Annotated in this window: 14 protein-coding genes; 10 read left to right on the top strand and 4 right to left on the bottom strand. The window is 65.5% G+C overall.

The annotated features are described in order from the left end of the window. Positions 1-59: 59 nt before the first annotated feature. Positions 60-1,835 (bottom strand): glyoxylate carboligase, encoded by a 1,776-nt coding sequence (gcl, locus tag FAZ98_RS07655; RefSeq protein WP_158950309.1) that lies wholly within the window; start codon positions 1,833-1,835, stop codon positions 60-62. Between the two features lie 194 nt (positions 1,836-2,029). On the opposite strand from gcl, the gene FAZ98_RS07650 reads away from it, so the two are divergent. Continuing rightward, positions 2,030-2,938 (top strand): substrate binding domain-containing protein, encoded by a 909-nt coding sequence (locus FAZ98_RS07650; RefSeq protein ID WP_158950307.1) that lies wholly within the window; start codon positions 2,030-2,032, stop codon positions 2,936-2,938. Between the two features lie 28 nt (positions 2,939-2,966). On the opposite strand, the gene FAZ98_RS07645 is transcribed toward FAZ98_RS07650, so the two are convergent. Both FAZ98_RS07645 and FAZ98_RS07640 read right to left on the bottom strand, forming a co-directional pair. Beyond that, positions 2,967-3,386, bottom strand: coding sequence for a cupredoxin domain-containing protein (locus FAZ98_RS07645; protein WP_158950305.1), 420 nt, complete (start codon positions 3,384-3,386; stop codon positions 2,967-2,969). Positions 3,387-3,430: 44 nt separating this feature from the next. Then, positions 3,431-4,345: a metallophosphoesterase family protein gene (locus FAZ98_RS07640; protein WP_158950303.1), complete on the bottom strand. Its 915-nt coding sequence runs from the start codon at positions 4,343-4,345 to the stop codon at positions 3,431-3,433. Positions 4,346-4,988: 643 nt separating this feature from the next. On the opposite strand from FAZ98_RS07640, the gene FAZ98_RS07635 reads away from it, so the two are divergent. From FAZ98_RS07635 to FAZ98_RS07595, 9 genes are all read left to right on the top strand, one after another. Then, positions 4,989-5,972: an RNA polymerase sigma factor gene (locus tag FAZ98_RS07635; RefSeq protein WP_158950301.1), complete on the top strand. Its 984-nt coding sequence runs from the start codon at positions 4,989-4,991 to the stop codon at positions 5,970-5,972. Further along, on the top strand, positions 5,962-6,870 hold the full coding sequence (locus FAZ98_RS07630) for a zf-HC2 domain-containing protein (RefSeq protein ID WP_158950299.1): 909 nt from the start codon (positions 5,962-5,964) through the stop codon (positions 6,868-6,870). Before FAZ98_RS07635 ends, FAZ98_RS07630 begins: the two co-directional genes overlap by 11 nt. 184 nt (positions 6,871-7,054) lie before the next feature. Next, a complete protein-coding gene (rpsF, locus tag FAZ98_RS07625; protein WP_158950297.1) occupies positions 7,055-7,426 on the top strand; it encodes a 30S ribosomal protein S6 in 372 nt (123 codons plus the stop codon). 44 nt (positions 7,427-7,470) lie between these two features. Continuing rightward, entirely contained in the window at positions 7,471-7,770 is a 300-nt protein-coding gene (gene priB / locus FAZ98_RS07620) for a primosomal replication protein N (RefSeq protein ID WP_158950295.1), read from the top strand. A gap of 2 nt (positions 7,771-7,772) precedes the next feature. Continuing rightward, a complete protein-coding gene (gene rpsR / locus FAZ98_RS07615; protein ID WP_028216787.1) occupies positions 7,773-8,048 on the top strand; it encodes a 30S ribosomal protein S18 in 276 nt (91 codons plus the stop codon). Positions 8,049-8,075: 27 nt separating this feature from the next. Then, positions 8,076-8,528, top strand: coding sequence for a 50S ribosomal protein L9 (gene rplI, locus FAZ98_RS07610; protein WP_158950293.1), 453 nt, complete (start codon positions 8,076-8,078; stop codon positions 8,526-8,528). Positions 8,529-8,734: 206 nt separating this feature from the next. After that, positions 8,735-10,117, top strand: coding sequence for a replicative DNA helicase (locus FAZ98_RS07605; protein WP_158950291.1), 1,383 nt, complete (start codon positions 8,735-8,737; stop codon positions 10,115-10,117). Positions 10,118-10,299: 182 nt separating this feature from the next. Next, entirely contained in the window at positions 10,300-10,926 is a 627-nt protein-coding gene (locus FAZ98_RS07600; RefSeq protein WP_158950289.1) for a DUF47 domain-containing protein, read from the top strand. 10 nt (positions 10,927-10,936) lie between these two features. Continuing rightward, positions 10,937-11,947, top strand: a complete 1,011-nt coding sequence (locus FAZ98_RS07595) for an inorganic phosphate transporter (RefSeq protein WP_158950287.1) — start codon at positions 10,937-10,939, stop codon at positions 11,945-11,947. 70 nt (positions 11,948-12,017) lie between these two features. Here FAZ98_RS07595 and FAZ98_RS07590 read toward each other — a convergent pair whose 3' ends face one another. Continuing rightward, complete coding sequence (locus FAZ98_RS07590) at positions 12,018-12,824, bottom strand: SDR family oxidoreductase (RefSeq protein WP_158950285.1); 807 nt, start codon at positions 12,822-12,824, stop codon at positions 12,018-12,020. Positions 12,825-12,922 lie beyond the last annotated feature (98 nt).

Genomic DNA, 12,922 nt, shown 5'->3' with positions numbered 1-12,922 from the left:
GCAGGCGCCGCGGTTCGCGAATCAGGGCTGAGTGCGAACGGCGGCGCGCCGACTAACCGTCAGGATTGCAGAGCAATGGCCGTGGGCGCGTGTTCGGGCTTCTCGGCAAGTTCCTCGAACTCGTTGATCGCGTCGATCTCGGCGCCCATCGATATATTGGTCACGCGCTCGAGAATCACTTCGACGACCACCGGCACGCTGAATTCGGCGGCGAGTTGCTGCGCCTGTTTGAACGCCGGCGCGATCTCCTCGGGCTTGAACACGCGCAGCGCCTTGCAGCCGAGGCCTTCGGCCACCGCGACATGATCGACGCCATAGCCGTTCACTTCGGGCGCGTTGATGTTCTCGAACGCGAGCTGCACGCAGAAGTCCATGTCGAACTGGCGCTGCGCCTGGCGGATCAGGCCGAGATACGAGTTGTTCACGACCACGTGCACGTAGGGCAGCTTGAACTGCGCGCCCACGGCGAGTTCCTCGATCATGAACTGGAAGTCGTAGTCGCCCGAGAGCGCCACGATGGGCCGCGCCGGATCGGCCGCGCGCACGCCCAGCGCCGCCGGAATGGTCCAGCCGAGCGGGCCCGCCTGACCGCAGTTGATCCAGTTGCGCGCCTTGTACACGTGCAGGAATTGCGCGCCCGCGATCTGCGAAAGGCCGATCGTGCTCACGTAGCAGGTGTCGCGGCCGAACGCCTTGTTCATCTCTTCGTACACGCGCTGCGGCTTGATCGGCGCGTTGTCGAAATGCGTCTTGCGATGCATCGTGGCCTTGCGCTGCTGGCAATCGGCGACCCATTCGCTACGGTCCTTGAGCTTGCCCGCGGCTTTCCATTCGCGCGCCACCTCCACGAACAGTTCGAGCGCCGCCTTCGCGTCCGAGACGATGCCGAGATCGGGGCCGAACACGCGGCCGATCTGCGTCGGTTCGATATCGACGTGCACGAACTTGCGGCCCTTCGTGTAGACCTCGACGCTGCCCGTATGACGATTCGCCCAGCGATTGCCGATGCCGAGCACGAAGTCCGACGCGAGCATCGTGGCGTTGCCGTAGCGGTGCGACGTTTGCAGACCGACCATGCCGGCCATGAGCGGATGGTCGTCGGCAATCGCGCCCCACGACATCAGCGTGGGGATCACGGGCACGCCGAGCGTTTCGGCGAACTGCACGAGCAGGTCTTCGGCCGCCGCGTTGAGCACGCCGCCGCCCGAGACGATGAGCGGCTTCTCGCTCGCGTTGAGCATTGCCAGCGCGGCTTCGATCTGCTTGCGCGTGGCCTTCGGCTTGTAGACGGGCAGCGGCTCGTACAGGTCGATGTCGAACTCGATCTCGGCGAGCTGGACGTCGATCGGCAGATCGACCAGCACCGGACCCGGACGGCCCGAGCGCATCAGATGAAACGCCTGCTGGAACACGCGCGGCACCAGCGCCGGTTCGCGCACGGTCACGGCCCACTTGGTGACGGGCTTGGCGATCGATTCGATATCGACGGCCTGGAAGTCTTCCTTGTAGAGCCGCGCGCGCGGCGCCTGGCCCGTGATCGCGAGGATCGGAATCGAGTCGGCCTGCGCGGAGTAGAGGCCCGTGATCATGTCGGTGCCCGCCGGGCCCGACGTGCCGATGCACACGCCGATATTGCCGGGCGCGGCGCGCGTGTAGCCCTCGGCCATGTGCGAGGCGCCTTCCACGTGGCGCGCCAGCACGTGCGTGATGCTGCCGGCCTTCTTGAGCGCGGAGTAGAACGGATTGATCGCGGCGCCCGGCACGCCGAAAGCGGTGTCGATGCCTTCTTTTTCGAGCACCAGCGCGGCGGCGTCGACGGCTCTCATTTTGGCCATGGAATGTCTCCTCAATGTCGCAAAAGCGGGAATAGGCGAAATGTCTCTGCGGTTGAGGATCACTGTAGAGTCGCAGGAAAGTTTTGATAAGATCGATCCAGGTCGCGATTTTCGAAACAAAAAGTATGGAATCGCGGTGTCACGGGCGTTGCGCGTGGCCGGCGCCTTCGGCGCAAGTCATGGGGGAGAGAGACATGGACCGCTTCAAGCAGATCGAAACCTTCGTGCGTGTCGCCGATGCGGGCAGTCTCGCGGCCGCCGCGCTCGAGGAAGGCGTGTCGCCGGTGATTCTCGGGCGCCGTATCGACGCGCTGGAAAAGCGCCTGGGCGTCAAGCTGATGTACCGCTCGACGCGGCGGCTCGTGGTGAGCGAGGAGGGCGCCGCTTTTCTCGAGCGCTGCCGCGGTCTGCTGACGGAATGGGATCAGGCGGAAAACGAGCTTTCCGCGGGGCGGCGCGTGGTGAACGGTCATCTGATCGTGTCCGCGCCGGCCGCTTTCGGGCGCAAGCACGTCGCGCCGCACGCGAGCGCGTTTCTCGCCGACAAGCCCGAGTTGCAGGTCTCGTTCAATCTCACCGACCGCGTGGTGGATCTCGTGCGCGAGGGCTACGATCTGTCGATCCGGATCGGCGGGGCGGTCGATCCGAACTTCGTTGCCGTGAAGCTGGCCTCGAACCGCCGCGTGGTGTGCGGCACGCCCGAGTACTTTCGCCGGCATGGCCGGCCGAAGTCGCTCGAAGACCTGCCGCAGCACAACTGCCTCGCGTTCAATCTGCAAGGCGGCCAGAACCGCGGCTGGTACTTCAACCGCAACGGCAAGCTCGTGACCGTGCGCGTCGGCGGCACGCTCGACTGCAACGACGGCGAGCTGCTGCATCGCTGGGTCAGCGAAGGACTCGGGATCGGCTGGCGTTCCACCTGGGAAATCGACGCGCAACTCGCGCGCGGCGAACTCGAAACCGTGCTCGACGAGTACGCGCTGCCCGAATACGACATCCTCGCGGTGTATCCGCAGCAACGCTACGTGCCCGCGCGGGTGCGTTATTTCATCGACTATCTGAAAGACGCCTACGCGCGGCCCGGCTACTGGACCGGCGCGTAGCGCGCGCGCAGCGGTGGCGCGCGACGTCTCAGCCGACCACGATCACGCCGTTCATCGACTCGTGGCCCGAGCCGCAAAAGATATCGCACAGGAATTGCACCGTGCCCGCTTCGCCGGCCGTGGCCGCCACCTTGACGACCGTACCCGGCGGCACGTCGGCGCGCACGCCGAACTGCGGGATCGAGAAGCCCATGAGCGTGTCGTCGGTGGCGATCTCGAACACCACTTTTTCGTGCGGCTTGATGGCGATGTGATCGGGCGTGAAATTGAAGCGGCGCGCCCGGATCTTGATGACGCGCGGCGTATCCGCGCGGGCGTCGAGGCGCAGGAGTGCCGCCGTCCCCGCGCTCGCGGCGAGCAGCCAGCGCCGGCGGGCGAGGCGAGCGCCATCCTGGGCACCGTTGCGCGCGCCGTCGTGCGGCGTGGCGGGCTTTCGATCGTGTTTCATGTTCATGTCGTGCTTCGTCATCGTGGGCTCCGGTTCGGCGGCGTTCAGGCGAGATCGCGGATCGGCTTTTCGCTGAGCGCGTACGCCTGCGGCGCGCCATCGACCTCGACGCTGCGCCAGCCCAGACCGCGATACGGCGCGGCGGCGTCCCACGGCACCGGCAGCCGCTGCGGCTGCGACATGGGCGCGGGCAACGGGAACATCAGCGAGCGCGCGGCGTGATGCGCGATCGCGCCTGTCATCGTGTGATGTTCCTGGTGGATGTGGCCGTAGAACACCGTCACGTAGGGACGCTGCTGGAGCAGCGAGATGGCGGCGGCGCCGTCGCGCGTCGCCCAGTCCCATTGCGGCGCGAGATCGAACAGCGGGCGGTGCGTGAACACGACGATGCGCGCGTCCTGCGGCTGGCGCTGCAGATCGTCGGCGAGCCAGGCGAGCTGGGTTTCGCCGATACGGCCGGCGGGATCGGACACGTTGTCGAGCACGATGAAATGCACGCCGCGATGCTCGAACGTGTAGTGCGTCTCGCCGAACAGTTCGCGAAACGCCGCGCCGTTGTCGAGTGCGGCGTCGTGTTCGCCTGGCATCAGGTACAGCGGTTTCACGCGCAGGCCCGCCACGATCTGCTGGAATTCGCGCATGCGCGCGCGGCGCACGGCGGGGTCGTCGGTGGTGTGGGTGAGATCGCCCGTGAAGACGACGAAATCGGGCGGCGTGGGCAGCGCGTTCACGGCGGCGATCGCCTTGGGCAGCGTGCCTTTCGCGTCGGGATTGATGGCCGGGCCTTCGAAGCCCCAGTGGGCGTCGGAAAGCTGCACGAAGAAGAAGTCGGCGTCGCGCGCCGTGGCGAAACCGGGCAGCGCCGAGGCGAACGCGGCGCCGCCGCCCGCCGCGGCGAGGCGCAGAAAGTCGCGGCGCTTGAGCGTGGCGCGGGTCGGCTGGGGCGAGGCAATCGTCATGGTGATCTCCATGGGTGGGACGTGCTTGTCGTACCGGTTTTGCGGGCCGCGCATTCCCGATTTATTTTTCGCGGAGGCGTGAAATAGCGGGAATAAACTGGCCGCACGGGTGGTAATGCGGGCAAGACGGGGGAAGCGCGAGCAGCGCAAAGGTCGCGGACATTAGCGACGGGTGATGGAAGCGGTGGAATCAGCGGAGGCTGCACTGGCGCTACGCGCGTGGCGCCGGTGCGGTGGCCGCGAGTAGAGCGCCGCTTGCGGCCGAGGCGTGAAGTCCGCTGGTCGTAGTCGTGGGCGAAACCAGCGGGAAGTGGCGCGAGCGCGCCCGAGCGGCATGAGTGTGATGGCCGAAGGTTCGGCGCTACCTGCACCCGGTGCGTGAAGGCCGCTGGCAGGAGCGATAAGCGAAACAAGTGCCGCGCGCAGCGCATGCGTCTGGGCCGCAAACCAGCGCGAGACGAGCGGCACAAGCGGCACAAGCGGCACAAGCGGCACAAGCGGCACAAGCGGCACAAGCGACACAAGCGACACAAGCGGCACAAGCGACACAAGCGCAAAGACAGCAGGCACAACCGGCCAGCACGGTCGGCAGGCAGCGCGGCGGAGGCGCAATCCGCCGCAACGACGCACGCGAGGAACCGACGTGGGCGAATCCGCGTACCAGCAGGGCGATGGCGCCAGAGCACACGACGACGCAAGCCACGCGGCCGGCGACGAGGCCGCGCGCAGCCGTCGCTTTCAGGCGCTCGCGCTGCCGCACCTCGACGCGGCGTACAACCTCGCGCGCTGGCTGTCGCGCAATCCGGGCGACGCCGAGGACATCGTGCAGGAAGCGTTTCTGCGCGCGTTCCGGTTCTTCGACGCGTTTCGTGGCGACGCGGCGCGGCCGTGGCTGCTCGCGATCGTGCGGCGCGTCTGGTATGACGAATGGCGGCGTCGCGCGGGCGCGGAGGAAGTGGCGCCGTTCGACGAGTTGCGCGACGACGCGCCGCTCGAAGGCTGGGAGACGGGCGGCGTCGACCCAGAAACGCTGGCGATCCGGGCGGAAAACGCGCGCCATGTGCAGGACGCGCTGTTGCGGCTGCCGGTCGAATATCGCGAAGTGCTGGTGCTGCGCGAGCTGGAAGACCTCGAATATCGCGAGATCGCGGCCATTGCCGATGTGCCGATCGGCACGGTGATGTCGCGGCTCGCGCGCGGCCGGCGTCGGCTCGCGGCGCTGCTCGCGCCGCACTCGGGATCGCGCAACGTGCCGCGCGCGCGCTTTCCTGCCGAGGCGCCAGGCAACGCCCAGGTCGGCGCGCAGGTTGGTGCGCCAGTCAATGAAGCGAAGCCGTGCAACACGATCCGCACGCCGCGCCGCGCGGACGACGCCGAACTCGGGGCGAGCAACGAAGCGTGGAGACCCTCCGGGCGCGACAGCCCGAGGCAAGACGTCCGGTTCCGCGAAACGCCGGACAGCGACGGCGGCGGAGGAGGCGGAGGCGGCTTGGGGCAACCCCCGCCAGTCCCGCCGCCCGCCGAGCCCATACCGTCCTCGAAGACTTCGCCGATACGCCGCGTGCATGTCGCTGGCGGGTCGCATCGCAACGCAGGTGCCAACACGGAGGCGCCGGATGAACTGTGACGAAGCGCGTCCGCTCGTCGACGCGAGCGTCGACCGGGAACTTTCCGCCGCCGACGAGTGGCGCGTGCGCGCACACCTGGCCGGCTGCGCGCACTGCCAGGCCGCTGCCGACGACGCGCAGGCAATCTCGCGCGTCATGCGTACGGCGCCCTATCATCGCGCCCCGGCGAATCTGGCCATGCGCATCGCCGCGGCGCTGCCGCCGGTCGAAGCGGAATCGAACGCGGGCGCGGCATCGGTTTCCGGCGCCGCCCGCGCGCCGCGCCGCCCACGCCGCCCCTGGCTCGAATGGCTGCGCGGGAGCGCCGGATTGGGTGGTGCGGGCGGTTTCGCCACACCCGGCGGTCCGCGCGGCGCGACGCTGGTGCGCTTCGGCGGCATGGCGCTCGCGCTGTGCGCGCTCGCCGTGGCGGTCACGCTGCACGCGACGCGTCCGCCGGCGAATGCCGCGTTGATCGACGATCTCGTCTCGAGCCACGTGCGCGCCGAGATCTCAGGTCGCGATGTCGACGTGATTTCCTCCGACCGCCACACCGTCAAGCCGTGGTTCAACGGCCGCATCGACTACGCGCCGCCTGTCGTCGATCTCGCGCAGCAGGGCTTTCCGCTCGCGGGCGGGCGGCTCGACTATGTGGGGCGCGAACGCGTGGCCGTGCTGATCTACCGCTATCGCAAGCACGTGATCGACGTCTACGTGTTCCCGCCCGGCGCGAATGGGCAAGCGGAGCGGGGCGGCGCCGCGCCCGCCGCGAGCGACGGCTACGCGCTGCTGCGCTGGCAGGCTGCGGGCATGACGTGGTGGGCGGTCAGCGACGCGGGCGCCGACGCGCTCGACGCGCTGCGTGCCGCGCTCGACGCTCGTCTCGCGGCGGGCGCGACCGAGGCCGCGAGCAGCTGACGCGCGTCGCGATCGCGCCGTTATTTCGTCCTGGCAGCCGCAAGTCGTTGAAAATACGCCCGAATCTTGCCGGCGATTAAGCGATCTGGCTTGCATTCATCGCCTGATCGCGCTATAGTCTTCGGCTTCTCACTTGCCGCACCGGTTCCGACGCCCGGGTGGCTTTAATCCATAAGGAGTGAACATGCGTCATTACGAAATCGTCTTCATCGTGCATCCCGATCAAAGCGAGCAAGTGCCCGCCATGATCGAGCGCTACAAGAGCACGATCACGTCGCACGGTGGCCAGATCCACCGCATCGAAGACTGGGGCCGTCGTCAACTGGCCTACATGATCGAGAAACTCGCTAAGGCTCACTACGTCTGCATGAACATCGAATGCGACCAAGCCACGCTCGACGAGCTGGAACACGCATTCAAGTTCAACGACGCCGTTCTGCGTCACCTCATCGTCAAGCAGAAGAAGGCCGAAACCGGCCCGTCGCCGATGATGAAGGAAGTGCAGCGCGAAGAAGCCAAGAAGGCGGCTGCCCAGCCGACCGAAGCGCAGGCTTAATACACCAAGCCATCAGGATTCAAGCTCATTGCTGATCTAGCCCCGTGAACAGGCTGCAACTTACGGCAAGCGTCGTCGAACGCGAGGCGGTGCGGTATACCCCCGCCGGCGTTCCGATCGCGAGCGTCACGTTGCAGCACCGCACGGAGGTCGTCGAAGCCGGCATTCCCCGCTTCGTCGAACTCACGATGCCCGCGGTGGCGGCCGGCAAGGCCTGCGGTCTCGTCGAAAGCTGCGAGTTGGGCGTGGAAGCGCTCTTCAGCGGTTTTCTGGCGAAAAAGCATCGCAATGCGCGAACCCTGGTGTTTCACATCACCGAAATGCAAGGCACAGGAAAGGACTAATCATGCCCCGCCCGACTGGTAAGAAATTCGACAAGCGTCGTCAGCAACAAAACCCGCTCTTCAAGCGCAAGAAGTTCTGCCGCTTCACGGCTGCAGGCGTCGATCAGATCGACTACAAGGACATCGAAACGCTGAAGGACTTCATCGGCGAAAACGGCAAGATCACGCCGGCTCGTCTGACGGGTACGAAGGCCCACTATCAGCGTCAGCTGGACACGGCTATCAAGCGCGCGCGTTTCCTCGCGCTGATGCCGTACACCGACCAGCACAAGGCCTAATAAGACGACGCGATAAGGAGCAATAGAATGCAGATCATTCTTCTGGAAAAAGTCGTCAACCTGGGTAACCTCGGCGACATCGTCAAGGTGAAGGACGGTTACGCACGTAACTTCCTGATCCCGAACAAGAAGGCACGCCGTGCTACGAAGGACGCAATCGCTGAATTCGAAGTCAAGCGCGCCGAACTCGAAAAGGCCGCTGCTGAAAAGCTGGCAGCCGCTCAGGCAGAAGGCGAAAAGCTGAACGGCTCGACCGTTCAGATCGCTCAGAAGGCAGGTGTCGACGGCCGTCTGTTCGGTTCGGTCACGAACGCCGACATCGCCGCTGCGCTGGCAAAGCAAGGCTTCGTGGTGGAAAAGGCGCAAGTGCGTCTGCCGGAAGGCCCGCTGAAGATGGTGGGCGACCACCCGGTGCAGGTTTCGCTGCACACCGACGTCCTCGTCGACGTCACGGTGTCGGTGCTGGGCGAGCACGCCTAAGTACCCGCGACAGGCTTGCGGCGGTCCGAAGGGGCAACCCAGATCGGGCTACGCAGGCCGGGCCGCGCAGGCCAAACCGTCGCACCGACGTATTCCAGAAAAGGCAGGAGCCGCAGGGCTTCTGCCTTTTTTGTTTGTCCGGCCCGAGAAAATTGCGCGTCAAACGCGCTTTCCGGACGGGCGCGCATGTCCGATAATTGCCCTCCATGAACGCTCCGAAAGATCCCCAACTCGAGTCGCTGAAAGTCCCGCCGCATTCGATCGAGGCCGAGCAGTCGGTGCTTGGCGGCCTGCTGCTGGATAATGCCGCATGGGACCGGATTGCCGACTTCCTCGCGCAAAGCGACTTCTATCGCTACGATCACCGCATCATCTTCGAGCATATCGGCCGCCTGATCGCGAGCAGCCGTCCTGCCGACGTGGTGACCGTATACGAAGCGCTCGGCACCTCGGGCAAGGCCGACGACGTGGGCGGGCTCGCGTACCTCAACGCGCTCGCGCAGAACACGCCGAGCGCCGCGAACATCCGCCGCTATGCCGAAATCGTGCGCGACCGCGCGGTGCTGCGCCGCCTGGTGTCCGTCGCCGACGAAATTTCCGCCGACGCCTTCAATCCGCAGGGCAAGGAAGTGCGCCAGCTGCTGGACGAGGCCGAGTCGAAGGTGTTCTCGATCGCCGAAGACGGCGCGCGCGGCACTCAAGGCTTCCTGGAAATTGGGCCGCTGCTCACGCAGGTGGTGGAGCGCATCGACACGCTTTATCACACGGCGAACCCGAGCGACGTGACCGGCACGCCCACGGGTTTCCTCGACCTCGACCGCATGACTTCGGGCATGCACGGCGGCGAGTTGATCATCGTGGCGGGGCGTCCGTCGATGGGTAAGACCGCGTTTTCGATGAACGTGGGCGAATACGTGGCGGTGGAGTACGGCTTGCCGGTCGCGGTGTTCTCGATGGAAATGCCGGGCACGCAGCTCATCATGCGTATGCTCGGCTCGGTCGGCCGCCTCGATCAGCACCGCATGCGCACGGGCCGCCTGACGGACGAGGATTGGCCGAAGCTCACGCACGCCGTGCAGAAGATGAGCGAGGCGCAGATTTTCATCGACGAAACCGGTGGCCTGAATCCGATGGAACTGCGCTCGCGCGCGCGGCGTCTCTCGCGCCAGTGCGGCAAGCTCGGGCTCATCATCATCGACTACCTGCAGCTGATGAGCGGTTCGTCCACGGGCGAAAACCGCGCGACCGAAATTTCGGAAATCTCGCGGTCGCTCAAGAGCCTCGCCAAGGAACTCGACGTGCCCGTGATCGCGCTCTCGCAGCTCAACCGCGGCCTGGAGCAGCGTCCGAACAAACGCCCGGTGATGTCCGATTTGCGCGAATCGGGCGCTATCGAACAGGACGCGGACGTGATCCTGTTCATCTATCGCGACGAAGTCTATAACCCGGACAGCCCGGACAAAGGCACGGCCGAAATCATCATCGGCAAGCAGCGTAACGGTCCGATCGGTCCCGTTCGGCTCACGTTCCACGGTCAATACACGAAGTTCGACAACTTCGCGGGTTCGCAGCACTTCCAGACCGACTAAGCTCAAACGCTGCCAATACGCAAGCGCGCGCACGCGTGGTGTTGCGCCGCAGTGGCACAAAAGCCGCTGCGGCGGTGGCGCGCGCGTGCGACCGACTCCCGGTAACGTTACAATATTGCCGTTTTATGACGGCCATATTGCTGTTTCGTGACGGCAATCCAAGACCAATTACCGGGATTCCAATGTTCGGTCGATTCATGCCCACCGAGGGCAAGTTTTTCGAAATTTTCAATGCGCACGCCCAGTGCATCGTTTCCGCCAGCCGCGAGCTGGAACTGTTGATCGATAACCTCGGCAATGCCGAGGTGCATAAGCAAAACGTGCAGAACGCCGAAAAAGCGGCGGACAAACTCACGCACGAAGCCATCGATCTGCTGCACAAGACCTTCATCACGCCGCTCGACCGCGACGAGATCCACAAGCTCATCACGACGATGGACGACTGTCTCGACCTCATGGAAGACGTCGCCACGGCCATTTCGCTCTATGACGTGCAGGCGGTCACCGCCGAGGCGAGCCAGCTCGCGCACGTGGTCACGGCCACGGCCGAGCGCGTGCAGTCGGCTGTCGCGCTGCTCTCCGACATGAAGCAGGCGCGCGAGATTCTCAAGGCCTGCGAAGACATCGACCGCCTCGAATCCGACGCCGACCGCCTGCTGCGCGGTGCGATCTCGAAGCTGTTCCGCGAAGAAGACAACGTCAAGACGCTGATCAAGCTGAAGGCCATCTACGAACTGCTCGAAGCCATCACGGACAAGTGCGAGGATGTCGCGAACATCATCGAAGGCATCGTGCTAGAGAACGCCTGAGTCCGACGCGATGCAATCGATACAACTCGCCCTTTGGGTGGTCGCGGCGCTGGTGGCCGTCGCGCTCATTTTCGACTTCATGAACGGTTTTCACGACGCGGCGAACTCCATCGCCACGGTCGTGTCCACGGGCGTCCTCAAGCCGCAGCAGGCGGTGGCGTTCGCGGCCATGTTCAACGTGATCGCCTACTTCGTCTTTCACCTCAAGGTGGCGCAAACGGTGGGCAAAGGCACCATCGACCCCGACATCGTCGATCACTACGTGGTGTTCGGCGCGCTGGTGGGGGCGATCGGCTGGAACGTGCTGACGTGGTACTACGGCATTCCGTCCAGCTCGTCGCACGCGCTGATCGGTGGTCTGGTGGGCGCGGCGCTCGCGAAGTCGGGCTGGCACTCGCTCAACTACGACGGCCTCATGAAGACCGTGGCGTTCATCTTCATTTCGCCGCTGCTTGGCTTCGTGCTGGGTTCGTTCTTCATGCTCACGGTGTCGTGGCTGTACTTCCGCACGCCGCCGAGCAAGGTGGACCGGCGCTTCAGGCGTTTGCAGCTGATTTCCGCAGGCCTCTACAGCCTGGGTCACGGCGGCAACGACGCGCAGAAAACCATCGGCATCATCTGGATGCTGCTGATCGCAACGGGTTACTCGGCCATCGGCTCTGACGCGCCGCCGATCTGGGTGATCGGCGGCTGTTATCTCTCGATGGGGATCGGCACGCTGTTCGGCGGCTGGCGCATCGTGCGCACAATGGGGCAGAAGATCACCAAGCTCAAGCCGGTGGGCGGTTTCTGCGCGGAAGCGGGCGGGGCGCTCACGCTCTTCACGGCTTCGTGGATGGGCATTCCCGTGTCCACTACGCACACCATCACGGGCGCCATTGTTGGCGTGGGCGCGACGCAGAAGCTGAGCGCGGTGCGCTGGGGCGTGGCCGGCAACATCGTCTGGGCCTGGGTGCTGACCATACCCGCTTCGGCCACGCTGGCTGCGGCCGGCTGGTGGCTTGGCCACCGTCTGATGTAAGCGATGTCACCGTTGCGGCGCCTGTGGGCGCCGCAAGTTTTTTGGGCCGCGTTTTTTGCGGGCCTGGCGATCAAAGGATCGGCGTGCTCGCGCCGTCCATGGGGATCAGCGCTCCGGTGACATAGCTCGCACGGTGGCTTGCCAGAAACAGAGCCACATCGGCGATTTCCTCGGGCTTCGCGTAACGGCCGAGCGGTACCTTCGCCTCGCCGCTCGCGAGCGCCTGCGCCGCGTCCACGCCCTGGCGTTGCGCTTCCAGTTGCACCGCTTCCTGGAGCCGCTCGGTGAGCGTGGAGCCGGGATTGATCGCGTTGATGCGGATGCCGTAGCGCGCGTGGTAGTGCGCGAGCCCGACGGTGGCCAGCATGAGCGCGGCATTGGCGGCGCCGCCCGCGATATGGATGTCGCTCGCGAATTTGCCGCCCATGCCGATGATGTTGACGATCGTGCCCGGCTCGGTGGTTTCGCCGTTCTTGACCCGCTGCACCATGCGCTTGAGCACTTCCTGCTGCGGATAGATGTAGGGAAAGTACTTCGCTTCCATGGTCGCCTTGAATGCGGCGGCGTCGAGCGTTTCCGGGTCGTAGCGGCGCGCCGCGCCCGAGCTGTTGACGAGCACGTCGATGGGACCCACGGCCGTGGACACTTCCTCGACCACGTCGGCGGCGCTGTGCGCCTCGTGCAGGTCGGCACGTGTGAGATGCACGTGCAGGCCTTCGCTCGCCAGTTGCTCGCGCGCTCGCGCGAGATTGGCGGGGTCGCGCGAGACGATCGCCACGCGCGCGCCTTCCTGCGCGAAGGCGCGTGCGCAGGCGAGACCGATGCCCTTGCTGCCGCCCGTTACCAGAACCACTTTCTTGCCAAGTCCGAGATCCATCGTCGCCTCGCTGCCAAAAAGTACCAAAACAGTACCCAAACCATAGCAGAGGCGCAGGGCGGCGAACACAAAACTGGCCTTCCGGCCAGGGGCAAGCA

Source organism: Paraburkholderia acidisoli (genome assembly GCF_009789675.1).
In the GTDB taxonomy this organism is placed as follows: Bacteria; Pseudomonadota; Gammaproteobacteria; order Burkholderiales; family Burkholderiaceae; genus Paraburkholderia; species Paraburkholderia acidisoli.
This window is presented reverse-complemented; position numbering and strand designations above follow the sequence as displayed.

What these genes read in the sequence shown, in the direction of transcription:
- gcl (WP_158950309.1), bottom strand. Translation starts at nt 1,835, where the DNA reads ATGGCCAAAATGAGAGCCGTCGACGCCGCCGCGCTGGTGCTCGAAAAA.
- FAZ98_RS07650 (WP_158950307.1), top strand. Translation starts at nt 2,030, where the DNA reads ATGGACCGCTTCAAGCAGATCGAAACCTTCGTGCGTGTCGCCGATGCG.
- FAZ98_RS07645 (WP_158950305.1), bottom strand. Translation starts at nt 3,386, where the DNA reads ATGAAACACGATCGAAAGCCCGCCACGCCGCACGACGGCGCGCGCAAC.
- FAZ98_RS07640 (WP_158950303.1), bottom strand. Translation starts at nt 4,345, where the DNA reads ATGACGATTGCCTCGCCCCAGCCGACCCGCGCCACGCTCAAGCGCCGC.
- FAZ98_RS07630 (WP_158950299.1), top strand. Translation starts at nt 5,962, where the DNA reads ATGAACTGTGACGAAGCGCGTCCGCTCGTCGACGCGAGCGTCGACCGG.
- rpsF (WP_158950297.1), top strand. Translation starts at nt 7,055, where the DNA reads ATGCGTCATTACGAAATCGTCTTCATCGTGCATCCCGATCAAAGCGAG.
- rpsR (WP_028216787.1), top strand. Translation starts at nt 7,773, where the DNA reads ATGCCCCGCCCGACTGGTAAGAAATTCGACAAGCGTCGTCAGCAACAA.
- rplI (WP_158950293.1), top strand. Translation starts at nt 8,076, where the DNA reads ATGCAGATCATTCTTCTGGAAAAAGTCGTCAACCTGGGTAACCTCGGC.
- FAZ98_RS07605 (WP_158950291.1), top strand. Translation starts at nt 8,735, where the DNA reads ATGAACGCTCCGAAAGATCCCCAACTCGAGTCGCTGAAAGTCCCGCCG.
- FAZ98_RS07600 (WP_158950289.1), top strand. Translation starts at nt 10,300, where the DNA reads ATGTTCGGTCGATTCATGCCCACCGAGGGCAAGTTTTTCGAAATTTTC.
- FAZ98_RS07595 (WP_158950287.1), top strand. Translation starts at nt 10,937, where the DNA reads ATGCAATCGATACAACTCGCCCTTTGGGTGGTCGCGGCGCTGGTGGCC.
- FAZ98_RS07590 (WP_158950285.1), bottom strand. Translation starts at nt 12,824, where the DNA reads ATGGATCTCGGACTTGGCAAGAAAGTGGTTCTGGTAACGGGCGGCAGC.